This window comes from Tenacibaculum sp. SSH1-16, from assembly GCF_040104435.1.
GTDB classification, from domain to species: domain Bacteria; phylum Bacteroidota; class Bacteroidia; order Flavobacteriales; family Flavobacteriaceae; genus Polaribacter; species Polaribacter mesophilus.
This window is the reverse complement of record NZ_JBECOV010000002.1, coordinates 131,254-153,259: the sequence shown is the minus strand read 5'-3', so window position 1 is coordinate 153,259 and position 22,006 is coordinate 131,254. Positions and strand designations below refer to the sequence as shown.

At 32.0% G+C, this 22,006-nt stretch carries 22 protein-coding genes and 1 tRNA gene; 10 read left to right on the top strand and 13 right to left on the bottom strand.

The window, feature by feature from the left end; genetic code table 11:
• Nucleotides 1–71: 71 nt before the first annotated feature.
• The 3 genes from rpmF to pdxA form a co-directional block, all read right to left on the bottom strand.
• Nucleotides 72–266: a 50S ribosomal protein L32 gene (rpmF, locus tag ABMY20_RS03360; protein ID WP_047789948.1), complete on the bottom strand. Its 195-nt coding sequence runs from the start codon at nucleotides 264–266 to the stop codon at nucleotides 72–74.
• Nucleotides 267–274: 8 nt separating this feature from the next.
• Nucleotides 275–811, bottom strand: coding sequence for a DUF177 domain-containing protein (locus ABMY20_RS03355; RefSeq protein WP_349264640.1), 537 nt, complete (start codon nucleotides 809–811; stop codon nucleotides 275–277).
• 74 nt (nucleotides 812–885) lie between these two features.
• The gene (gene pdxA / locus ABMY20_RS03350) at nucleotides 886–1,920 is read right to left on the bottom strand and encodes a 4-hydroxythreonine-4-phosphate dehydrogenase PdxA (RefSeq protein WP_047789950.1); all 1,035 of its coding nucleotides are present in this window, start codon (nucleotides 1,918–1,920) and stop codon (nucleotides 886–888) included.
• A gap of 63 nt (nucleotides 1,921–1,983) precedes the next feature.
• Here pdxA and ABMY20_RS03345 point away from each other — a divergent pair, with 63 nt between their 5' ends.
• On the top strand, nucleotides 1,984–2,574 hold the full coding sequence (locus ABMY20_RS03345; protein WP_349264639.1) for a riboflavin synthase: 591 nt from the start codon (nucleotides 1,984–1,986) through the stop codon (nucleotides 2,572–2,574).
• A 29-nt stretch (nucleotides 2,575–2,603) separates the two neighbouring features.
• On the top strand, nucleotides 2,604–4,148 hold the full coding sequence (locus tag ABMY20_RS03340) for a patatin-like phospholipase family protein (protein WP_349264638.1): 1,545 nt from the start codon (nucleotides 2,604–2,606) through the stop codon (nucleotides 4,146–4,148).
• A 20-nt stretch (nucleotides 4,149–4,168) separates the two neighbouring features.
• Here the strand turns inward: ABMY20_RS03340 and ABMY20_RS03335 are convergent, their stop codons facing one another.
• The 7 genes from ABMY20_RS03335 to ABMY20_RS03305 form a co-directional block, all read right to left on the bottom strand.
• Nucleotides 4,169–4,492, bottom strand: a complete 324-nt coding sequence (locus ABMY20_RS03335) for a hypothetical protein (RefSeq protein WP_073182128.1) — start codon at nucleotides 4,490–4,492, stop codon at nucleotides 4,169–4,171.
• A 6-nt stretch (nucleotides 4,493–4,498) separates the two neighbouring features.
• Nucleotides 4,499–4,960, bottom strand: a complete 462-nt coding sequence (locus ABMY20_RS03330) for a hypothetical protein (protein ID WP_159493494.1) — start codon at nucleotides 4,958–4,960, stop codon at nucleotides 4,499–4,501.
• Nucleotides 4,961–5,115: 155 nt separating this feature from the next.
• Complete coding sequence (locus ABMY20_RS03325; RefSeq protein WP_349264637.1) at nucleotides 5,116–5,985, bottom strand: universal stress protein; 870 nt, start codon at nucleotides 5,983–5,985, stop codon at nucleotides 5,116–5,118.
• Between the two features lie 3 nt (nucleotides 5,986–5,988).
• Nucleotides 5,989–7,605, bottom strand: a complete 1,617-nt coding sequence (locus tag ABMY20_RS03320; RefSeq protein ID WP_073182126.1) for a BCCT family transporter — start codon at nucleotides 7,603–7,605, stop codon at nucleotides 5,989–5,991.
• A 19-nt stretch (nucleotides 7,606–7,624) separates the two neighbouring features.
• Nucleotides 7,625–8,782: a hypothetical protein gene (locus ABMY20_RS03315; RefSeq protein WP_349264636.1), complete on the bottom strand. Its 1,158-nt coding sequence runs from the start codon at nucleotides 8,780–8,782 to the stop codon at nucleotides 7,625–7,627.
• Nucleotides 8,783–9,118: 336 nt separating this feature from the next.
• Nucleotides 9,119–9,192 (bottom strand) — tRNA-Ile (locus ABMY20_RS03310).
• Between the two features lie 53 nt (nucleotides 9,193–9,245).
• On the bottom strand, nucleotides 9,246–10,217 hold the full coding sequence (locus tag ABMY20_RS03305) for a polyprenyl synthetase family protein (protein ID WP_082118667.1): 972 nt from the start codon (nucleotides 10,215–10,217) through the stop codon (nucleotides 9,246–9,248).
• A gap of 126 nt (nucleotides 10,218–10,343) precedes the next feature.
• Between ABMY20_RS03305 and ABMY20_RS03300 the strand changes: the two genes are divergently transcribed.
• The 5 genes from ABMY20_RS03300 (at nucleotide 10,344) to ABMY20_RS03280 (ending at nucleotide 17,597) form a co-directional block, all read left to right on the top strand.
• Nucleotides 10,344–10,952 (top strand): TetR/AcrR family transcriptional regulator, encoded by a 609-nt coding sequence (locus tag ABMY20_RS03300; RefSeq protein WP_047789959.1) that lies wholly within the window; start codon nucleotides 10,344–10,346, stop codon nucleotides 10,950–10,952.
• A gap of 5 nt (nucleotides 10,953–10,957) precedes the next feature.
• Complete coding sequence (locus tag ABMY20_RS03295; protein ID WP_349264635.1) at nucleotides 10,958–12,370, top strand: TolC family protein; 1,413 nt, start codon at nucleotides 10,958–10,960, stop codon at nucleotides 12,368–12,370.
• Between the two features lie 11 nt (nucleotides 12,371–12,381).
• Nucleotides 12,382–13,566, top strand: coding sequence for an efflux RND transporter periplasmic adaptor subunit (locus ABMY20_RS03290; protein ID WP_047789961.1), 1,185 nt, complete (start codon nucleotides 12,382–12,384; stop codon nucleotides 13,564–13,566).
• 22 nt (nucleotides 13,567–13,588) lie between these two features.
• Nucleotides 13,589–17,056, top strand: a complete 3,468-nt coding sequence (locus tag ABMY20_RS03285; protein WP_239178115.1) for an efflux RND transporter permease subunit — start codon at nucleotides 13,589–13,591, stop codon at nucleotides 17,054–17,056.
• A 70-nt stretch (nucleotides 17,057–17,126) separates the two neighbouring features.
• Nucleotides 17,127–17,597 carry a regulatory protein RecX gene (locus ABMY20_RS03280; RefSeq protein ID WP_281980027.1) on the top strand — a complete coding sequence of 157 codons (471 nt, stop codon included), beginning with the start codon at nucleotides 17,127–17,129 and terminating at the stop codon, nucleotides 17,595–17,597.
• On the opposite strand, the gene ABMY20_RS03275 is transcribed toward ABMY20_RS03280, so the two are convergent.
• Complete coding sequence (locus ABMY20_RS03275; RefSeq protein ID WP_159493497.1) at nucleotides 17,584–18,108, bottom strand: hypothetical protein; 525 nt, start codon at nucleotides 18,106–18,108, stop codon at nucleotides 17,584–17,586. The two genes, ABMY20_RS03280 and ABMY20_RS03275, sit on opposite strands and share 14 nt — an antisense overlap.
• A 183-nt stretch (nucleotides 18,109–18,291) precedes the next feature.
• Here ABMY20_RS03275 and ABMY20_RS03270 point away from each other — a divergent pair, with 183 nt between their 5' ends.
• The 3 genes from ABMY20_RS03270 to ABMY20_RS03260 all read left to right on the top strand — a co-directional run bounded on the left by ABMY20_RS03270 (nucleotide 18,292) and on the right by ABMY20_RS03260 (nucleotide 20,531).
• Nucleotides 18,292–19,257 carry an NAD-dependent epimerase/dehydratase family protein gene (locus ABMY20_RS03270; protein ID WP_047789964.1) on the top strand — a complete coding sequence of 322 codons (966 nt, stop codon included), beginning with the start codon at nucleotides 18,292–18,294 and terminating at the stop codon, nucleotides 19,255–19,257.
• A gap of 111 nt (nucleotides 19,258–19,368) precedes the next feature.
• Nucleotides 19,369–19,959, top strand: coding sequence for a thioredoxin family protein (locus ABMY20_RS03265; protein WP_047789965.1), 591 nt, complete (start codon nucleotides 19,369–19,371; stop codon nucleotides 19,957–19,959).
• 92 nt (nucleotides 19,960–20,051) lie between these two features.
• The gene (locus tag ABMY20_RS03260; protein ID WP_073182110.1) at nucleotides 20,052–20,531 is read left to right on the top strand and encodes an ABC transporter ATPase; all 480 of its coding nucleotides are present in this window, start codon (nucleotides 20,052–20,054) and stop codon (nucleotides 20,529–20,531) included.
• On the opposite strand, the gene truB is transcribed toward ABMY20_RS03260, so the two are convergent.
• Nucleotides 20,526–21,209, bottom strand: a complete 684-nt coding sequence (truB, locus tag ABMY20_RS03255; protein ID WP_073182108.1) for a tRNA pseudouridine(55) synthase TruB — start codon at nucleotides 21,207–21,209, stop codon at nucleotides 20,526–20,528. The genes ABMY20_RS03260 and truB overlap by 6 nt on opposite strands.
• Entirely contained in the window at nucleotides 21,210–22,004 is a 795-nt protein-coding gene (locus ABMY20_RS03250) for an undecaprenyl-diphosphate phosphatase (protein WP_173358872.1), read from the bottom strand.
• Between the last annotated feature and the right edge of the window lie 2 nt (nucleotides 22,005–22,006).

Below are 22,006 nucleotides of genomic sequence, written 5' to 3'. Positions count from 1 at the left end.
GAGTATTTTTTGATGTAAAAACATAAAAAAACCCTCAAAGTAGAGGGTTTTTTTATTTTTTAAACTAGTTTTTAAGCCTCAGCAGCAGCACTTTCTAATACTACTTGACCTCTGTAATAAAGTTTTCCTTCATGCCAGTGAGCTCTGTGGTATAAATGAGCTTCTCCAGTTGTAGGATCAACAGCTATTTGAGGTACAGAAGCTTTATAGTGAGTTCTTCTTTTATCTCTTCTAGTTTTAGATATTTTTCTCTTTGGATGTGCCATTTTATGTCTTATTTATCTGTTAGTAAATCCTTTAATTTATCCCATCTAGGGTCTGTTGATGTTTCTTCAACAGTTTTTTCTTCGTTTATTTTTAATTCCTCTAATTTTCTTAAAGCATCCGATTGCATACTACCATCAATAACATTTGGGTGTACTCTTTTGCTCGGTACTGATAACACAATTAACTCATATATATATTGAGAAACATTTACTTGATAAGCTTCATGTGGAAGTATCAAGATTTCATCGTGTTCATCATTAAACTCAGGTCCAAACTTAACAACTAAATCTAAATTACCATTGATTGGTAAATCAAATAATTCATTAGTAATGTCACAAGGAACATTAACTGTTCCGCTTATGTTAAAAGCAAGCTCTAATAAAGTGCTTTTTTTAACAAATGTAACATCAGCTTTTATGTTAGCGTTGTTAAACTCGTCAAACTGAAATGCTTCAAAGAACGTTTTGTCAATTTGATATTCAAACAAATGACTTCCTTCTTTTAAACCTACAAAAGGTATGTTGAATTGTTTTAAGTCTTTCATCTACAACTATCAATTTGAGCGTGCAAAGATATAAAAAATGTTTTTACTTTTATGTTTTGAGTAAAAAAAATGAACTATTTTGCTTTTAATGCGTTTTTTGTAAGTTCTTGATACTCTTTTCGGTTCTTAAATATTTGTAATGAGGTAAATAAGGCTTCTTTAAAAGATGTGGGATTAGCATTATTTTTACCAGCAATATCAAATCCAGTTCCATGGTCTGGAGAGGTTCTTACCTTGCTCAAACCAGCAGTGAAATTTACACCATTTCCAAACGATAAAGCTTTGAATGGAGCCAAACCTTGGTCGTGATACATGGCTAAAACTCCGTCAAATTGTTCATAGGTTTTTGAACCAAAGAAACCGTCGGCTGCATACGGGCCAAAAACTAATTTACCAGTTTCTTTAATTTCAGTAATAGTAGGGCGAATAATTTCGTCATCTTCAGTACCAATTATCCCATTGTCACCACAATGTGGATTTAGCCCTAATACTGCAATTTTAGGTTTGCTAATATTAAAATCTTGTTTTAAAGAGTTGTACATGATTTCAACTTTAGATTTTATAAGCTCAGGAGTAATGGTTTCAGAAACTTTAGAAACAGGAATATGACCAGTTATTAAACCAATACGTAATTCATTTGTCATTAAAATCATTAAACTTCTTCCATCAAAGTTCTCTTCTAGATATTCTGTGTGCCCTGGGAACTTAAATTCTTCAGATTGAATATTTTCTTTGTTAATAGGAGCTGTAACAATAAGATCTATTTGATTCTTTTTTAAAGCCCCAACAGCTGCTTGTAATGATTTTAAGGCAAATTTACCACCTTCTTCAGTAGTTTTACCTAAGTCTACCTTAACCTCTTCTTTCCAACTGTTTAATAAATTAACTTTACCATGAACAAGTTTATCTAAAGAAGTAATTCCATGAATACTGGTGTTAAGTCTTAACGTTTTTTTATGATATGAAATCAATTTGTTTGAAGCAAATAAAACTGGAGTGCAAAAATCAAGCATTCGTTTGTCTTCAAATGTCTTTAAAATAATTTCGATACCAATTCCATTGATGTCCCCAACCGAAATTCCGACAATAATTTTGTTTGCTTTATCCATAGTTTACTTTCGTAGGTAAAGTTGTATTTTTGATGCTAACAAAAGTAACTAAATTTTTATAGAATGTTTACCGGAATAATAGAAACTCTTGGAATTGTAAAAGGGATTGAGCGTGAAAAAGAGAATTTACACCTTACAATAAGAAGTACAATAACCAATGAATTAAAAATAGATCAGAGTGTAGCACATAATGGTGTTTGCTTAACAGTTGTTGCAATTGATAAGGATGAGTATACAGTTACAGCTATAAAAGAAACACTAGACAAAACGAATATAGGTGATTTGCAGGTAGGGGATGAGATAAACCTTGAAAGAGCAATGAAGTTAGGGGCTCGATTAGATGGGCACATAGTACAGGGACATGTAGATGGAACAGGGGTTTGTAAAAATATAGAAGATGCTGAAGGGAGTACAGTTTTTACTTTTTCATATGATTTTGATGGAACAAATATCACTATTGAAAAAGGTTCAATTACTATAAACGGTGTAAGTTTAACGGTGGTTAACTCAAAAAAAGATGAATTTAGCGTGGCTATCATTCCATACACTTACGAGCATACAACCTTTAAAAACTTTAAAATAGGTACCAAAGTGAATTTAGAATTTGATGTGATTGGGAAATATGTGGCTAGATTACATGCTTTAAGAGGATAAGATAAAATTATAAAAATTGCATGAAAACCATGGAACTATTTAAGTCTATTGCCTTATGTTTTTCTGGAGGAGGATATAGAGCTGCTTGTTTTTCATTAGGAACATTGTCTTTATTAGAAAAAGTAGGTTTACTAGAAAATGTAAAAGCAATTTCTACCGTTTCTGGAGGAACAATTACCGGGGTTAAGTATGCACAATCTCAAATTGAAGGAAAAGAGTTTCAAACTTTTTTTGATGAGTATTATGCGTGGTTAGCAAAGGATGAGTTAACAAGTAATGCACTTAGTCACTTGAGATGGCCTTTAATTTGGAATCAGCCCGAAAATAAGCACAAGCGAAAAAATCCGATTAATGCTTTTGCTATAGAGTATAATAAGCTAACAAATAATGCAACTTTGGGAGAGGTTCAAGATGCAATTAGCGAAGGAAAAACGCATTTAGAAAGGGTGATTTTTAATGCTACAGATTTTGATAGTACACATCAGTTTAGGTTTCAAAATATAAAAGGAAATCAAAAAAGGTTTGGAAATGGAAAAGCACATAGCAAATATAAAGGAGTTATTAATGATATAAAATTAGGAGATGTAATAGCTGCTTCTACAGCATTTCCGGGAGGATTTGAGCCTATAGGTTTTCCGTACGATTTTACTCCGAAGCATAATGATTTAGAGGAAATAGGATTGATGGATGGAGGTATTGTAGATAATCAAGGTGCTTCTGTTTTTGTGTCTGAAGCACAAAATCAATGTGAAGGAAAACCTGAACTTCATGATTTGTATTTTTTGTGTGATGTTTCATCACCATATCCAGGAGAGGGTTTTAAATTTGCTTCTGATTCTTGGTTTAGTAAGTATGTGTCCTATGTGTCTAGCGCTTTTACCTTATTGTTTATGTTGATAGTTACCGTGTTTTTTGGAGTACAAAAGATGATGGTTTGGTACACAATAAGTGTTGTAGTATTAGCTTTTTTGGTGTTTATTCACTTTCTGTTTTTTTCATTATCTAAATTAATGCAAAATGAAACAGGTGTAGATCAAAGGTTATATTTACCACCAAGAAGAGTTGGTTTTTATATACTTAACAGAGCAAAATCGTTGGTTCGCATGGCAAGTGTAGTTTTTCTTAAAAATGATAGGAGGCAACATGCAAATGCGATTTATAGTACTTTTCCAAATAAAATAATTACATCTACAGTGTATGAGCTACGATGTAAAGATGCTTCAGGAAATCAAACAACCCGACCAGAGAACGAGAGAGGTTGGGAGGAAATAAAGAAATATACAGGAGGTATAAGCGAAGCAATTATTAAAAATTCAAATAAAAGCGCATCGTTTGGCACAACTCTATGGTTCACGAAAAAAGATAAGGCATATGGTATGTTAAACAGTGTTATTGCATGTGGGGAGTATACTGCTTGTTATAATTTGTTATCATATCTAATTATTCAATATGGTGACAGAGCTACTGAAATGCTAATTTTTAAAAAATTATTATCTCTTTGGAAGAAATTTCAAGAAAACCCCCATTTTTTAGTAGAGGAGCGTCAAGAAAAATTAAAAACGATGAAAGGGTAAATATTCATCGTTTTCTAGTTTTAAAAAATTAAAGTTTTTATTGTGCTTACGATAGTATTAAGAACTTTATTTTTAAAATGACCTAAGCTTATTTTTGAAATACCTGCGGCTTGTAAAGCTTTCATTTGAAATAAGTCTTTCTGGCTTTTTACAAGCCATTCAAAATCTTCTACGGTAAGTTTTCCTTGTGCTAATAAAGACGTCCATCTTTCTAGTTTGTCTTTTGAATCATTCAAGAATAGTTCAATGTCTTTTTTAGATTCTTGTGAAAATTCACTAAACTTATCACTAAATAAAGAGATTAGTGATTTTTTTAATTCTTGTAATATTTTTTCGAAATCCATAGCGTATTAATTGTTTGAAAGAAGTTGTAGTAATTTGTTTTTTGTAGCAGGTTCTTTTTTACTTTCGTATTCAAGTAACAGATTAAATGCCTCAGTTATTTGCCCTTTAGCTTCCGTGATAAAAAAAGGAGAAAGCTTATCCTTTTCTTTCCATCGTTTTAAAAAACCAGCAAGTAAGTTTTTGTCTTGGTCAGCTAATAACAACCACATTTTATAGGTTATCTCGTTGTTGGGCTTGTATTTCTCGTATTCAACAATTTTAGCAATCTCATTTTGTAGTTTTTCAATTTCTTTACTGTTTTCTTCGTAAGGATTTTCAGCTTTGTCTATAAGTTGAGTAGCATCTATTTTTATTTCAATAGTTTTTTGAAATGAGTATTGATCGTATGGAGCTGTTTTAAGAATACTACAAGAAGAAAGAAAAGCAGTAATGAGGATTAAAATAAAGAAGAGTTTGTTAGTTTTCATAGTTAAGTTAATTTTTACCGAATAAATTTAATAATTTCTAAAAAAAGAATTAGAGATAAAACCCTGAAAATTTCATAGGGTTTTAATGGTAGATGTTTTAAAAATAAACTTGAATAGTATTATAAAAAAGGGAGTTGAATTTTCAACTCCCTTTTTTATGAGGCAATATAGTGTTTTACCACCCATAAAGGAATATGTAAATCTTGTGTAAATAACTCTTCTGTTACACTTCCTACTAAAAGAGAAGTGAAGTTATTATGCCCTTTATCTGCTACAAATAAAATATCAGTTTTGTCTTTTTCTGCAATAGCTCTTATTTTTTCAGGAATACTGTCATCACCAGCAGAAGCTTTTATTGTTTCTACGTTTGAGGCTTTTGTTTTATTAAGTAGTTTCTCAAATTGCAAGCTAACGTGTTTTTCCACTTTTTCGCGAGCTTTATCTATTTTAATGTAAGGAAAAAATAACTGAGGGATTTTAAAAACATTTAATACTTTTAATGTAGGTTTTTCTTTCTTTTTGTTAATGGAAGAAGCGGTGTTGAAAGCTTTAAGAGAGGCCGAAGAAAAATCGGTTGCAATCATTAGGTTTTCTGGATTTAGATTGGCTTCTTTAGGAATGGAAAGAATATTGCATTTTGCCATTCGTAATAGTTTTCCTGAAACCGATCCAGATCCTTTGTAGGTGTTTTTATTACCTAAAATAATTAAATCAGCATGATATTTATTAGCAACATAGCTAATTAAGCTCTCTGTATAAGCATCGTCAGAAACTAATAACTCATAATTACAATCGGCATCAAAATGTTTGTTGATGCTGTTGTCTAACTCCTCTTCAATAATATCTTCAATACTAATGTTTTCTAACTGTTCAGAAAATAAGTTGCTTATTTCATACTTTTTTACATTATGAATAAAATATACATTCTCTGTTTCATGGTTTTTTGCAAGCATGCTACAATACTTAATAAGTGTAACATCTAGTTCGGAAAGATCTAAGGCAACTAGTATATTTTTAATTTTCATAATTTAAGATTTTTGTTTTTTCGAATCTATTAATCTTTTCACAGTTTCCTGGTATTCTTCCTTTTCTTTTTGGTTTAGACGTTTGAGATGTTCTTTATAATCTTCTTTTAATCCTTTAAAAAGAGAATAGCACATTAATAACAAAAGTAAGGTAAAAGGAAGTCCGGTTGCAATAGATGCTGTTTGAAGAGCTTTTAAGCCACCTCCTAATAATAAAACGGCAGCCACAGCACCTTCTGCAAGTGCCCAAAATATTCGTTGACCTACTGGTGCGTCAATTTTTCCTCCAGAAGTTAAACTATCTACCACTAAAGAACCAGAATCTGATGAGGTAACAAAGAAACTAGCAATAAGTACAATAGCGATAATATTTAGTGCCATGGAAAAAGGGAAATCTTCTAAGAAGACAAAAAGAGCGGTAGCAACATTGTCATTTACACCGTCTGCAATAGTTGTATCTCCACCTAAAATCTCATGTAACGAGGTTGCTCCAAAAGCCGTAATCCAAAATAAGGTAATCAATGTAGGAACAATCAATACTCCAAGAATAAACTCTCTAATAGTCCTTCCTTTAGAAACACGGGCAATAAACATACCTACGAAAGGAGACCAAGCAATCCACCATCCCCAATAAAAAATAGTCCATGAGTTTTGCCATTCTGTTCCAGTATAAGCTTCAGCCCATGTGGAAAGGCTAATTAAATCATTTGCATAACTACCTGTATTTTGTACAAATGACTTTAAAATGAAAATAGTAGGCCCTAGAATTACTACAGCAAGTAATAAAAGTACTGCAATGCGCATATTCATTTCACTTAAAAATTTAACACCTTTGTCAACTCCTGAGATTACAGAAATGGTAGCAATTAATGTAATTCCAACTATTAACCATATTTGTAGCGAAATTCCTGAATTTAAACCAAAAACATGCTCTAAACCTGCGGCAACTTGTTTAACACCTAGGCCAAGAGAGGTAGCCAAACCAAAAACAGTAGCTAAAACAGCAAAAATGTCTATAATATCACCAATTCTACCATGAATTCTATCTCCTAAAAATGGGTAGAAAACAGAGCGGATTGTTAAAGGAAGTCCTCTGGAATACGTAAAATAAGCTAAAGATAACCCCACCAAAGCGTAAATACCCCAAGCATGTAATCCCCAATGTAAAAAAGTAACATTCATGGCTTCTTTGGCAGCAGCAGCTGTATTAGGGTCAGCTAAAGGAGGAGAAGAAAAATGATAAACAGGTTCAGCAATACTCCAAAAGAGTAATCCAATACCCATACCAGCACTAAAGAGCATTGAGAACCAAGAAGTGGTTGAGAACTCTGGTTTAGCTTTTGCTCCACCAATACGTAAGCTTCCGTATTTACTAAAAGCTAAGTAAAGCATAAACGCAACAAAAATATTTACCGCCAAGATAAATAGCCAACCAGTTTTGTTAGCTATAAAATTTTGTGTTATATCAAAATATGATTGAGCTCTTTCTTTAAAAAGCAAAGTTAAAGCTACACTAAGTATAATTACAATTGAAGATGTGAAGAATACAGGTCCGTTAACATTGAGTCCAAAAATTGATTTCCGTTCGTCACTTCTAATTATTTTTTTTGCTTTCTTCATGTGTTAATGTTTTGTTCTATTAAAAATAATATCCAATATTTATGTTAAATCTCATGTCCCAATTAGCATTAGGAGTTCCGTTGGCTAAAGCATTTGTCCATACAGGTCCTAACCAAGGATGATCTTTTCCTGCTGCAAAGTCTATATAGGTATAAACATTACCAGCTGTTACCAAGAGCCCAAAAACATTCATAATACTGTCTTCAAAATTCTCAGCTGTTTTATCCATATAACCAAAGTCATTATAAACTTGTATACTAGAAATAGGCTTCCATTTTACAGGGAAAGTATAAGCAGCGCCTAAAGTATATGTTGTTGCTTCTGTTGCAGTAAGGTAAGGAGCTCCATAAGCAGTTAAGGCTATAAGATCTTTATAAGTAGTATTCTTTGTGTTGTATTTATAAGTAGATACTTGTGCTTTAGCATCAAAGTTTTTCACGTTTAATTGATAGTGTAAGGCAAAGGCATGATGACTAGAGGTGTCTTCGGTGTCTAAATTATAGAGACCGCCATATTGTGCAGAAAAACCTATTTTGTGTTGTGTGTTTTTATTTCTGAAGTGATAATTTACTTTACCATTTAATTGATTTGTTTCTTTATATCTTAAGTCTAAAGTGCCGTCTCCATTAATGTCTATAGAGGCAACATCGTATGAGTATCGACTATTAGAAACATCAGAGTTGCTTCCAAAATTAAGTTCTTCAGCGTTTTTAAAAAAAGCTAAAGCATATTCCCATTTTTCGCCTTTGTGTGTGAATTTTAAACCCATATCATGGTCGTCTTCTAAACCAAGGTAATAGTTAATACCAAAAAACCAACTATGAGAATTGTATTGAGTAATACCAAAAGGTACTTGCGTTAATCCTAATTGAATGTTGTTTTTTTTATTAAAATCATACCCTAGCCAACCTTGTTTGAGCATACCGCCGCCAAAGCTTTGAGAATAAAAACGATACTCGGCATTAAGTTTTATTCCTTTGTATTTTGCTTTAGCATTAATTCTGAAGACGTCGAAACCGAAATCGCCTCCACGTTTTTTTTGACCATCTTTCCAAGAAGATAGGTTATAGTTAAATCGTAGTGCTCCGCCAATTTTAACCTCAGGATTTTCTTGTGAAAACATAACTGTAACAAAAGAAAAAGCAACCAAGATTAGGCTTTTTTTTGTGAAATTCATTATTAATATTGATAAATGTAAAGGAAGTGTACTTGTAAAAGTACATGCTCAAGTGAAAGGAGAAGAGAGTTCTCTTTTTAGCTTAAAAGAATGATGGTTGTCTTGAAGGGGGAATGAATTTATCTGATTGATTCCTAAAAACTAAAAAGTTAAAACTGAATACTCGTTTGTTCTTTTTGTCTTTGAGTTTTTTTATCATAAGGCCGCAAAGGTACTGATTAAAAAGGGGAGGTAAAAGAAAAATTTTATAAAAAGCACTTGCAAATGATATGTAAGTGCTTGTTTATGTGTTTTGTGTAAACAAAAAAAGCTTCACAAAAAGTGAAGCTTTAAAGGTGGTCCCACATGGGCTCGAACCATGGACCCCCTGATTATGAGTCAGGTGCTCTAACCAACTGAGCTATAGGACCTGTTAAATTTGGATTGCAAAAATAAAACTTTTTTTAAATAAACACCTATTTTTTTACACTTTTCTGCTCATTAAATTTTTTCCAAAAGTACGTAACCCTTCTTTATGTTGATCAGAAATGTTAAGGTGATTTAAGCTTTCGAAAGACTTATCTGTGTAGTACTCAATAAGTTTATGTGTTTCTTCTGGGATGTTGTTTTTCCTAAAAATAGATGAAACAATAGCTACTTTTTCAGTGTTATTTTTTTGCTTTCTATTGTAAAGATCTAGTAAATTTTCTTTGTCAGAACTATTTGCAACTTCTAAAGCTTTTAAATAAAGATATGTTTTCTTATTTTCGATAATATCTCCTCCTACTTGTTTTCCAAAAGAATCTGGATCACCAAAGGTGTCTAAATAATCGTCTTGTAGTTGAAAAGCGATTCCTAAATTTAAACCGTAATTGTATAAATGTTGAGCTTGTTCTTCGTCAGCTTTAGCAACAATAGCGCCCATTTTTAAAGCAGCAGCAACCAAAACAGATGTTTTTAATGTAATCATTTCAATGTACTCATTAATGGTTACATCATTTCTAGTTTCAAAGTCAACGTCTAATTGCTGACCGTCACAAACCTCTAAAGCAGTTTTGCTAAATAATTGTGCAAGCTTTTGAAAAACTTCAGGCTCATAATTTTCAAAATATTGGTATGCCAAAATAAGCATAGCATCACCAGATAAAATACCTGTATTTATATTCCATTTTTCGTGTACAGTTTCCTTTCCTCTTCTTAAAGGAGCATCATCCATTATGTCATCATGTACTAAAGTGAAGTTATGAAAAACTTCAACAGCAAATGCAGCAGGTAGAGCTTTTTGATAGTTATTAGAAAAAATATCAGCAGCAATTAAAGTTAAGACTGGGCGAATTCTTTTTCCTCCTAATCTTAAGATGTAATCTATTGGTTGATAAAGATTTTTAGGTTCTTTTGTAAACTTCTGAGATTCTAAAAAAGTTATAAAGTCTGATTGATATGATAATATGTCCAAATCTGAAAATTTTTGTAAAAATAAGGTAAAGATAAATTTTAACTATAACCTACATGTTAAAAAAGTTTAAAACCTTGGAAACTTTTTTTGTTTCTGAAGTTTCCTGTTGTACATTTGCATCCGATTATGAGAAATAAAATAATTAATAAAGCAGGAGAAATGTTTTTAACCTTAGGGTTTAAAAGCACAACGATGGATGATATAGCGAAAGAACTTGGCATGTCTAAAAAAACATTATACAAGTACTTTTCAAATAAAACAGCTTTGGTAGATGCTAGTACAGAATCGGTTCATAATACAATAAGTGAAACGATTGAGATGGTCAAAAGCCAAAATTACAATGCTGTAGAAGAGGAGTTTGCTGTGAAGGCAATTTTTAAAGAAATGTTTAAAAATGCAAAAACTTCCCCTATGTATCAACTAAAAAAATACTATCCAGAAACCTATACAAAGCTAATAGAACGAGAAGTTTGTATGTTTAGAGATTGTAACGTAGATAATTTAAAAAAGGGAGTTGAACAGGGTTTGTACCGAACAAACATAAAAGGAGACCTTTTAGTAAATTTTTACTTTACATTAGTTTTTGGTGTGTTTGAAAGTGAATTGTACAGCAACGATATGCAAGAGGTTATGGAAATTGAATATGAAATTTTAGAATATCATATTAGAGCGATAGCGACTCCAAAAGGAGTAAAAGAATTAGAGAAACAATTAAAAAACATAAACAAAAACTAAAAATAATGAGGAAATACATATATAGTGTATTTGTGTTCTTTTTTACAGGGTATATAATTGCTCAAGAAAAAGAAATGAGTTTATCAATGCAAGAGGCAATTGATTATGCTATAAAGAACAGTTACGATAATAAAGTATCTTTAAACGATATTGAAGCAGCTAAGAAGAAAAAATGGGAAACTACTACTATTGGTTTACCACAAATAAACGGGAAAGTAGAATATCAAAATTGGCTAAAACAACAGGTGTCTTTATTACCAGTAGCAGCTTTTGATAATACTCAAAGCACAATAGATGTGGTAGAGGAATATTTTGATGGAGTAATTAGAAACGGAAAACAAGTTGTAACTCCAACAGGATTCGTTCCTTTAAGGTTTGGAACAAAACAAACAATGAATGCTTCAGTAACATTAACACAGCTGTTATTTGACGGGTCATATTTAGTAGGGCTGCAATCAGCAAAAACATACTTGAAAATTTCAGAACAAGCAAAGGTAAAAACAGAGTTAGCAACACGCGAAGCTGTTATTAATGCTTATGGAAATGTATTAGTTACAGAAAAGTCAATTGAAATCTTAGAAAATAACAAAAAGATATTAGAGAAAAACTTGAATGAAACCCAGAAAACCTATGACAATGGGTTAACAGAATTAGAAAACGTAGAGCAATTACAAATTACTTTAGGTAATGTTGAGAGTAACTTAAGAAACGCTGAACGATTAAAAGAAATAGCATACCAAATGCTGAATGTTTCTTTAGGAAACTCGATTGAAACAAAATTAACACTAACTTCTGCGTTAGATAATCTGGTTATTGATAATACCGATTTAAGTTTATTAGCTACTCAATTTAATATTGATAATCATATAGATTTTAAAATTGCTCAAAATGATAGAGAAAGTAAGCGTTTGCTAATGAAGTTGGAGCAGAGTAAAGCTTTACCAAGCTTATCAGCGTTTATAAACTATGGAGCTAATGCCAATTCAGACGATTTTAATTTCTTAGAGAGTAATCAAAAGTGGTTTGACTATTCGTTATTTGGAGTAACCTTAAATGTACCTATTTTTAGTAGTTTGGGAAGAAGTTCAAGAACAGCGCAAGCAAAAATAGCATTGGAAAATGCAGACATTCGATTAGAAGAAGCAAAGCAAAAGTTAAACTTACAAGTACAAAGAGCTAAAAGCGAGTATCAATTAGGAATTGAAAATTACGAAACAGCGAAGAAAAACTTAGCATTAGCTGAACGAATAGAAAAAAAGCAACAAGTAAAGTTTTTTGAAGGGATTTCTTCAAGCTTCGATTTACTACAAGCACAAAATCAGTTATACACACAACAGAACAATTATGTACAATCAATGTTGAACGTAATTGCTAAGAAAGCACAATTAGAAAACGCATTAAACATACCACTAAAATAAAATCAACTATAATGAGAAAAATATATTCACTATTCGCAATTACATTGCTTTTAGCCTCATGTGGAGGTAAAAAAGAGCAATCTGTACAAGACGTAATAGCATCTAACGATTTAGCTAAAATTAGAGAGAAAAAAGCGTCGTTAGATACACAAATGCAAACACTATCTGATGAAATTAAGGTTTTAAATGATAAAATTTCAGAGTTAGACACGAATAAAAAAGTTCCATTAATTACAGTTCTTTCAGCAAAAGAAGAGGTTTTTGATCATTATTTAGAATTGCAAGGAGCTGTACAAACAAAACAAAATGTGTTAATTTATCCAGAAATGCCTGGACTTCTAGTACGTATTTATGTGAAAGAAGGACAGTATGTTAAAAAAGGACAAGCTTTAGCAAAAATTGACGATGGAGGTTTGGCTAATCAATTAGCGCAAGTTGAAGCACAAGCAGCATTAGCAGAAACAACATATAAACGCCAAAAACGTTTGTGGGATCAAAAAATAGGATCTGAAATTCAGTTTTTACAGGCAAAAACTAATTATGAAGCACAAACCAATGCGGTTAGTCAATTAAGAAGACAATTAGCAAAATCGGTAATTACTGCACCTTTTTCAGGAGTAATTGATGATGTAATTAAAGAGCAAGGAACAGTAGTTGCTCCAGGAATGGGGTCAGAAGTCTTTAGAATTGTAAACTTAAAAAACATGTACATCGAAACAGATGTACCTGAAAGTTATATTACTTCTATTAAAAAAGGAAAAAATGTAGAGGTTGAATTCCCAGTATTAGGAGAAAAGTTAACATCTAAAATTCGTCAAGCAGGTAACTTTATTAATCCAGCAAATAGAACATTCAAGGTAGAAGTAGGTGTACCTAATCATGAGGGTAAGATTAAACCTAACTTAACAGCAAAGTTAAAAATCAACGATTACTCTAATGAGAAAGCAATTTTAATTCCTCAAAGTATTATTTCAGAAAATGCTAATGGAGAACAGTATGTGTATGTGGTAGAAGATATCAAAGATGAGGTAGGAACAGCTAAGCAAACAATTATAACTACAGGGAAAACGCAAGGAGATATTATTGAAGTTTTAAGCGGAATTGAAAGCGGAACAAAAATTATTGAAGAGGGAGCTCGTAGTGTAAAAAACGGACAAGAGGTTAAGGTATTAACTCTTTCAGAAGAAGCAAAATAAGACACCAAAAATTATTCGTCTAATGACTGATAAAAAACAAAAAAAGCAAGTAGATAAAGAGTTTGGTTTATCTTCTTGGGCAATAAATAATAAAACAACTATCTATGTAATGATGGTTATGATACTTATAACAGGTATTTCTGCCTTTTTAAGTATGCCAAGAGAAAATTTCCCAGAAATTAGAGAAACCAAAATTTATATAAGTTCTCTCTATCCAGGAAATACAGCAGAAGACATTGAGAAGTTGATAACTGATCCGTTAGAAGATAGACTTAAAACGGTAAGTAATGTAGTAGAAATTACATCTACATCGCAAGAAGATTACTCAATGGTAATTGTTGAGTTTGATGAAAACATATCAGTAGATCAAGCTAAACAAAAGGTAAAAGATGAAATAGATCAAGAAACTTCAGGTGAAGATTGGCCTACATTTAACGGAGCTAAAGTAGAGCCAAATGTTTTTGAGCTAAGTATCTCTGAAGAAATGCCAATTTTAAACATTAATATCTCGGGAGATTATCCAGTAGATAAATTAAAAGAATTTGGTGAGTATTTAGAAGATGAAATTGAAGATTTACAAGAGATTAAAAAAGTAGATATCCGTGGTGCAGAAGAAAAAGAAGTTGAGGTAGCTGTTGATATTTACAAAATGATGGCAGCACAAGTAAGTTTCCAAGATGTTATCAATTCGATAAATGGAGGTAACTTAACAATGTCGGCCGGTAATTTAATTGCTAGTGGACAGCGACGTACTGTTAGAATTTTAGGAGAGATTGAAGATCCACAAGAATTACAAGACTTTGTCGTAAAATCAGAAAAAGGAAACTCAATTTACCTTAAAGACATAGCAAAGGTTTCTTTTAAAGATAAAGATAAAACTACCTATGCACGTGAGTTTGGAGAAGCAGTAGTGATGCTGGATGTTAAAAAACGTTCAGGAAAAAACATGGTGGAGGCTGCTGAGAAAATTCAAAGAATAGTAGAAGATACCAAAGCCAATGTATTTCCGAGTAATTTAAAAGTAACCATCGCTAACGATCAATCTTCAAAAACTATTGGTCAGGTAGATGATTTGGTAAATAACATCATCTTTGGGGTTATCCTAGTAGTTTTAGTATTAATGTTCTTTTTAGGGTTCAAAAATGCCCTATTTGTTGGATTTGCAATACCAATGTCAATGTTTATGTCATTAATGATTTTGAGTTGGCTAGGATATACCATGAATACCATGATTCTTTTCGGATTAATTATGGGACTTGGAATGTTAGTAGATAACGGAATTGTTGTTGTTGAAAACGTATACCGTTTAATGGATGAAGGGATGCCTAGAATTGAAGCTGCCAAAAAGGGAATTGGAGAAATCGCATTTCCAATTATTATCTCAACCTTAACTACAGTGGCAGCCTTTGTTCCATTAGGAATGTGGCCAGGAACCATGGGGCAGTTTATGATTTATTTCCCTGTAACATTATCTGTAGTATTAGGTTCGTCATTATTTGTGGCAATATTTTTTAACTCAGTGTTAGTATCACAATTTATGAGTGTTGAAGATAAAAATATGCCATTAAGACGTATTATAATCTTGTCGTCAGTAATGGCGGTGATAGGGTTATTGATAGTACTTTTAGGAGGAACGTATAGGGCGTTAGGAACGGTAATGATATTTACAGCTATTATGTTGTGGGTGTATCGATTAGCTCTACGTCCTTGGGCAAATCGTTTTCAAAATACGGTGTTACCGCGTTGGGAACGTTTTTATGAAAAAATGTTAAGAGGAGCTCTAAGAGGTTGGAGACCTTACATTATTTCGTTAGGTACGTTAGTTTTATTATTTATTGCTTTTGGAGGTTTTGGAGCCTCAATAGGAAGTCAACGTACTAAAGTTGAGTTTTTCCCTGATAATACACCAAATCAGATTATCGTGTATATCGAGTACCCTCAAGGAACTGACATTGAAAAGACAAATCTGATTATGAAAGATTTGGAAGAGCGTGTATATAAAGTATTAAACTCACCAGAATATGTTGATAATGGTTATAATTTCTTAGTAGAAAGTGCTGTTTCTCAGGTAGGAGCGGGATCGGGAAATCCACAAACTGATGGAGGTTCAACCGCAGAAATGCCTCATAGAGGAAAAATTACGGCTTCTATGCGTGAATATAAATTCCGTAGAGGAGCAGATAGTAAAGAATTACAAAGAAAAGTAACCGAAGCACTAAGAGGAATTTACCCTGGATTAGAAATTTCTGTAGAAAAAGAAGCAGTAGGTCCACCAGCAGGATATCCAATTAATATCGAATTGGAAGGAGAAGATTACGCAGAATTAATCAACACTGCTGAAAAAATGCGAGACTTTATCAACTCAAAAAGTATTGCAGGTATTGATGAGTTAAAGATTGATGTAAACAAATCTAAACCATCAATGTTAGTAAACGTTGATCGTAAAAAGGCAGGAGAATTAGGGGTAAGTTCATCGCAAGTAGGAAACCAATTGCGTAATGCTATTTTTGGTTCTAAAGCGGGAATTTATAAAGAAGATGGTGATGATTTTGATATCTACGTTCGTTTTAATAAAGAAAACAGGTATAATAAAAGTGCAATTTTTAACCAAAAAATTACTTTTAGAGACATGTCTTCAGGGATGATTAAAGAAATTCCTGTATCTGCAGTAGCAGAACAAACAAATACTTCTGGGTTTAGCGCTATTAAACATAAAGATGTAAAAAGAGTAGTAACAGTATATTCAGCTTTAGCTCCAGGATATACAGATGCAGCTGCAATTGTATCAAAAATTCAAAATGAAATGAAGACGTTTACTGAACAACCAGATTCAGTAAAAGTAGATTATACTGGGCAAATTGAAGAACAAAACAAGCAAATGGCGTTCTTAATGAAAGCATTTTTTGGAGGGTTAGGATTAATTTTCTTGATTTTAATTTTCCAGTTTAACTCAGTTTCTAAGCCAGCAATCATCATGCTAGCAATCTTCTTAAGTTTAATAGGTGTATTTGGAGGATTAATTATAACAGCTAAGCCGTTTGTAATTATGATGACCATGATGGGAATTATTTCGCTGGCTGGTATTGTAGTAAACAATGGGGTGGTATTACTTGATTATACCCAGTTACTGATAGATAGAAAGAAAGTAGAGCATGGTTTATCTTCTGATGAATTTGTAGATGTAGATACTTTAGGTGAAGCTGTTATTAGAGGAGGTAAAGCACGTTTACGCCCAGTATTATTAACAGCAATAACAACTATTTTAGGATTAATTCCATTAGCAACAGGGTTGAATATTAACTTCTTTACCTTAGCTAGTGAGTTAAATCCGCACATATATGTTGGAGGAGATAATGTGATTTTCTGGGGGCCATTAGCGTGGACAGTTATTTATGGGTTATTCATAGCAACCTTCTTAACATTAATTGTAGTACCGATATTATTCTACTTAATCACTAAGTTTAAAATGTGGTTACGTAGCGTTTTATAATTGATTTTTTGTTAACTGTAAAAAGGGTTAAAAGTAATTTGCTTTTAACCCTTTTTTATATTTTCGTGCTATGAATAAACCCGTTTTTACAGTTGAAGAAATAAAAAGAAAGATTGAGCAGTATTGTGTGTATCAAGACCGATGTCATAAAGAAGTAGAACAGAAATTGCAAGAGTATAAGTTAATTCCAGAAGCAAGAGAACATATTTTATTACACTTACTAGAGCATAATTTTTTAAATGAAGAACGCTTTGCAAAAAGTTTTGCAAGAGGAAAATTTAGAATAAAAAAATGGGGAAAAGACCGAATCGTTAGAGAATTGAAATTTAGAGATATTTCTGCTTATAATATTAAATCAGCCCTGAAAGAAATCGACGAAGAGGAATATATCAAAACCTTGTATAATTTGGTCGAAAAAAAGAATGTATCAGTTTCTGAAACAAATCACTTCAAAAGAAAAAAGAAAATTGTTGACTACCTTTTATACAGAGGGTTTGAAAGTAGTTTAATATACGAAGCCTTAAAAACTATTGATTCTTAAATAGACTATCAAGATTTATTTCACTATCAAACTTTTTCTTAGTGTAAACTGTATTAATCTTATCGTTAACACTGCTAAAAAGCATCATAATTTTTTCAACCTGACTGTTAACCTGATTGGCAGAAATTGATGGAATAAAGGTCATATCTGCTAAACGTAAAGTTTCATTTTCAAAAACATTAATACGAGCTTTAAAGGCAGGTGTTTTTAGAGTTTCTATATTTAAACTGTCCTTTAGTTGTTTTGTAAGTGTTTTTAACTCTAAAGCATTGTTTAAAGCTTCAGTAGGAGTTGTGTTTTTCAACTCTTGCAAAAAATCCTCAACAATAAAATATTCTTTCCAAGGCTTAATTTCGTCAACGTACTTTTCATTTATTTTAGAGTAATCAGTATGCTCAACCGAAATGTTCATTTCAGTTTTGGTAGGTAACTCTTCTTTTTGCTCATTCTTTTTTTTACAAGAAGTAACTGAAATTAATAATGAAGCAATAACAAATAAAAAACGACTCATTTTAATAAAATAATTAAGCGATAAAAGTACATATTTTACTTGGTATTCTTTACAGAATTAAATTAGAAGTTTGAAATCAGTAAATTAGCTATCCCTTTTGTAGATAGTTAAAAAAGAGCAAATGCTTTTTGCGAAATCTTAAATTTAATAACTTTGCAAACATCTATTTTTGAATAATTTAAAATGAGTGAAACGATATTAATTTTAGGAGCTTGCGGGCAAATAGGAACAGAATTAACCCAAAAATTACGTGCTATTTATGGAGCAGATAATGTAATAGCTTCCGATATTAGAGAAGGAAATGCAGAAATGATGAGCTCAGGGCCTTTTGAAATCATCGATGCTACTAATCAAGAGCAAATTTTAAGTGTTGTTCAAAAACATAAAGTAACTCAAGTATACTTAATGGCTGCAATGTTATCAGCAACTGCTGAAAAGTACCCATTAAAAGGTTGGGATTTAAACATGACTTCCTTATTAGCAGTGTTAGAGTTAGCAAGAGAAAAATATATTCAAAAAATATACTGGCCTAGTTCAATGGCTGCTTTTGGACCAACATCACCAAAAATGAATACGCCACAGCAAACCATTATGGAACCTTCTACGGTTTATGGAATAAGTAAAGTAGCAGGAGAGCATTGGTGTAATTATTACCATGATAAATATGGGGTAGATGTACGAAGCATTCGTTATCCAGGAATTATAAGCTGGAAAACGTTACCAGGTGGAGGAACGACTGATTATGCTGTTGATATTTACTTTGATGCATTGAAAAAAGGAACTTTTGAGTGCTTTTTGTCAGAAAATACACGTTTACCAATGATGTACATGGACGATGCTATCAATGCAACTATCCAGTTAATGCAAGCAGATGAAGAAAATATTAAAACAAGAACTTCATACAACTTAGCAGCAATTAGTTTTACACCAGCTGAAATAGCTGCAGAAATTAAAAAATACATTCCAGAGTTTACCATCACCTATAATCCAGACTTTAGACAAGCCATTGCTGATAGTTGGCCTCAAGTAATTGATGATTCAGCAGCAAGAAAAGATTGGGGATGGAGACATCAGTTTGACTTAGCTTCTATGACTAAAGATATTATTACCAATTTACAAGCTAAGACTGAAGAATCAGCAAAAGTGTAAGGTTGTATTTATGTTTTCGTCTATGTTATTCAAGTTTTATAATGAATTGTAACTTAGGTTACCTAAGATTTATTATAGATAAAATACTTTTGTAATAACAATACATTTACGATGAAAAAAATTATTCAAAATAGCTTAGAAAAGGCATTCTCTTATAGTGAATATAGAGATTTAGTAAGTGACTTAATAGCACAAGGAAAATCTACAGGACCTAATCAATCAGATGATTTATTAAACTATAGTAAGTTAAATGATAAACGTATGAAACGTTTAGACAAAACGGTAAAATTAACCGAAGAAACACTAGCTAAAATTAAAGATGTAAAAGAGCCGCAAACTTGGTTAGTGTTAACTGAAGGATGGTGTGGTGATGCAGCGCAAAACCTACCGGTAATAAATAAAATAGCAGAAGAAAATCCAAACATTAATTTAAAACTAGTTTTACGAGACGAAAACTTAGAGTTGATGGATGAATTTTTAACGAATGGAGGAAGATCAATTCCTAAATTGATTGCTTTAAATAAAGAGAACGAAGTAATCAATACTTGGGGACCAAGACCTACCGAAGCAACAAAAATGGTTGTTGATTATAAAGAAAAACATGGTAGTTTAGATGCTGATTTTAAAACAGATTTACAAGTTTGGTACAATAAAAATAAAGGAGAAAATACACAAGAAGATCTTATATCAATGCTTCAGTAATAAAGTGTATAATCAAGCTAGAAATTCCCCTTTTTGTTTTTCATCAAAAAGGGGAATTGTTTTCTGTATCTTTGCGCTCATAATGAATAAATATGTTTGTAGAATTCAGTAGTTTATCAGAAGAGGCAAAAGTTTGGGTATACCCATCAAGTCGAAAATTTTACCCACAAGAAATTGACGGGCTAAAAGAAAAATTACACCATTTTGTAGAAGAGTGGAAGCCTGAAGATACTGATTTCAAAGCTTCTTTTGAGTTAAAATACAATCGTTTCATTATTTTTTCTGTTGAAGAAGGTTTAGTATTAACGAATGAAGATATTGATAAACAAGTGGCATTTATTTTACAACTACAAAAGGAACATGAAGTGGAGTTGTTAGATAAAATGAATGTGTGTTTTAAGCAAGGAGAATTTATTCAGTACAAAGACGTCAAAGAGTTTAAAAAGCTGCTTAAAAAGAAGTCTGTATCAGCTAAAACAATAGTTTTTGATAATTTAGTGCAAACTAAAATAGAATTAGAAAATTATTGGGAAGTACCTATTACAGAAAGCTGGTATAGTAGATTTTTATAGGCTATTGATAAACTCATCAACACTTTGTGCGTTATCAACAGAAAAATCTCCAATTTTGGTTCTTCGTAATACAGATAAATGTGCTCCAGAATTTAACGCTTCCCCATAATCGTTGGCAATAGAGCGAATATAAGTTCCTTTACTGCATACAATTCTAAATTCTACGTTAGGTAAATCAATTTTGGTGATTTCAAACTCGTTGATTTCCACTTCGCGAGCCTTAATTTCAGTAGTTTCACCCTTTCGAGCTAATTCATATAAACGCTTTCCATCTTTTTTAATAGCTGAAAAAATTGGTGGTTTTTGCTGAATTTTACCAATAAACTGCTCAGTAGTTTTGTGTAGTAACTCTTCTGTTATATGCTCTGTAGGGAAAGTTTCGTTAATTTCAGTTTCTAAATCATAACTAGGAGTGGTAGCACCCACAACAAACGTACCTGTGTATTCTTTTACTTGCCCTTGATATTTGTTAATGTTTTTGGTTTGTTTTCCAGTACAAATAATTAACAAGCCAGTAGCTAAAGGATCAAGAGTTCCGGCATGTCCCACTTTAATTTTTTTGATATTAAAATGCTTACGAATATGCCAGCGAAGTTTATTTACTACCTGAAAGGAAGTCCATTCTAAAGGTTTATCAATTAGTAAAACCTGTCCGTTTTTGTAATCTTCTGCAGTCATCTAGAAAAATAAAGAATAGCCAATGGCAATTAAACCTACAATAGCACAGTATAATGAGAAATATGATAATTTACTCTTTTTAACTAAGGCTATCATCCAAGTACACGCTAATAATCCAGAGATAAAAGCAGCAACAAATCCAGCAGATAATGGAACGATCTCTGAGCTTTGAAAGTTAATATCTCCACTTAAAATATCTTTAGCAACTTTTCCTAAAATTAAAGGTACCACCATTAAAAAAGAAAAACGAGCAGCTTTAGTTCGGTCTACACCTAATAATACAGATGTTGAAATAGTAGCTCCTGAACGTGAAATTCCAGGTAACATGGCAATAGCTTGAGAGATTCCTATAATTACTGAGCTTTTAAAAGAAACACTTTTGTTTGTGTTTTTAGCTTTATCAGCTAATAAAAGTAATACAGCAGTTACTAAAAGCATAAAACCTACTAATAATACTTTTCCTCCAAAAAAACTTTCCAATTCCTTTTCAAAGGCTAAACCAATTACCACAGCAGGAATCATAGACAGCACAATTTTTACAGAAAATTGCATTTCTTCATTCCATTTAAACTGAAATAAACCTCTAAAAATCTCAGCAATTTCTTTTCTAAACACTACGATAGTACTTAATGCTGTTGCAGCATGTAATACGACGGTAAAAGTTAAGCTCTCTTGAGGTACAGAAGTGTCTCCAAATAAAGCTTTTGCCAATTCTAAATGACCACTAGAGGATACAGGTAAAAATTCAGTAAGACCCTGGATAATTCCAAGGATAATTGCTTCTAATAAATCCATGC

Coding starts and splice junctions, on each gene's coding strand:
- rpmF (WP_047789948.1), bottom strand. CDS start 266: ATGGCACATCCAAAGAGAAAAATATCTAAAACTAGAAGAGATAAAAGA.
- ABMY20_RS03355 (WP_349264640.1), bottom strand. CDS start 811: ATGAAAGACTTAAAACAATTCAACATACCTTTTGTAGGTTTAAAAGAA.
- pdxA (WP_047789950.1), bottom strand. CDS start 1,920: ATGGATAAAGCAAACAAAATTATTGTCGGAATTTCGGTTGGGGACATC.
- ABMY20_RS03345 (WP_349264639.1), top strand. CDS start 1,984: ATGTTTACCGGAATAATAGAAACTCTTGGAATTGTAAAAGGGATTGAG.
- ABMY20_RS03340 (WP_349264638.1), top strand. CDS start 2,604: ATGGAACTATTTAAGTCTATTGCCTTATGTTTTTCTGGAGGAGGATAT.
- ABMY20_RS03335 (WP_073182128.1), bottom strand. CDS start 4,492: ATGGATTTCGAAAAAATATTACAAGAATTAAAAAAATCACTAATCTCT.
- ABMY20_RS03330 (WP_159493494.1), bottom strand. CDS start 4,960: ATGAAAACTAACAAACTCTTCTTTATTTTAATCCTCATTACTGCTTTT.
- ABMY20_RS03325 (WP_349264637.1), bottom strand. CDS start 5,985: ATGAAAATTAAAAATATACTAGTTGCCTTAGATCTTTCCGAACTAGAT.
- ABMY20_RS03320 (WP_073182126.1), bottom strand. CDS start 7,605: ATGAAGAAAGCAAAAAAAATAATTAGAAGTGACGAACGGAAATCAATT.
- ABMY20_RS03315 (WP_349264636.1), bottom strand. CDS start 8,782: ATGAATTTCACAAAAAAAAGCCTAATCTTGGTTGCTTTTTCTTTTGTT.
- ABMY20_RS03300 (WP_047789959.1), top strand. CDS start 10,344: ATGAGAAATAAAATAATTAATAAAGCAGGAGAAATGTTTTTAACCTTA.
- ABMY20_RS03295 (WP_349264635.1), top strand. CDS start 10,958: ATGAGGAAATACATATATAGTGTATTTGTGTTCTTTTTTACAGGGTAT.
- ABMY20_RS03290 (WP_047789961.1), top strand. CDS start 12,382: ATGAGAAAAATATATTCACTATTCGCAATTACATTGCTTTTAGCCTCA.
- ABMY20_RS03285 (WP_239178115.1), top strand. CDS start 13,589: ATGACTGATAAAAAACAAAAAAAGCAAGTAGATAAAGAGTTTGGTTTA.
- ABMY20_RS03280 (WP_281980027.1), top strand. CDS start 17,127: ATGAATAAACCCGTTTTTACAGTTGAAGAAATAAAAAGAAAGATTGAG.
- ABMY20_RS03275 (WP_159493497.1), bottom strand. CDS start 18,108: ATGAGTCGTTTTTTATTTGTTATTGCTTCATTATTAATTTCAGTTACT.
- ABMY20_RS03270 (WP_047789964.1), top strand. CDS start 18,292: ATGAGTGAAACGATATTAATTTTAGGAGCTTGCGGGCAAATAGGAACA.
- ABMY20_RS03265 (WP_047789965.1), top strand. CDS start 19,369: ATGAAAAAAATTATTCAAAATAGCTTAGAAAAGGCATTCTCTTATAGT.
- ABMY20_RS03260 (WP_073182110.1), top strand. CDS start 20,052: ATGTTTGTAGAATTCAGTAGTTTATCAGAAGAGGCAAAAGTTTGGGTA.
- truB (WP_073182108.1), bottom strand. CDS start 21,209: ATGACTGCAGAAGATTACAAAAACGGACAGGTTTTACTAATTGATAAA.
- ABMY20_RS03250 (WP_173358872.1), bottom strand. CDS start 22,004: ATGGATTTATTAGAAGCAATTATCCTTGGAATTATCCAGGGTCTTACT.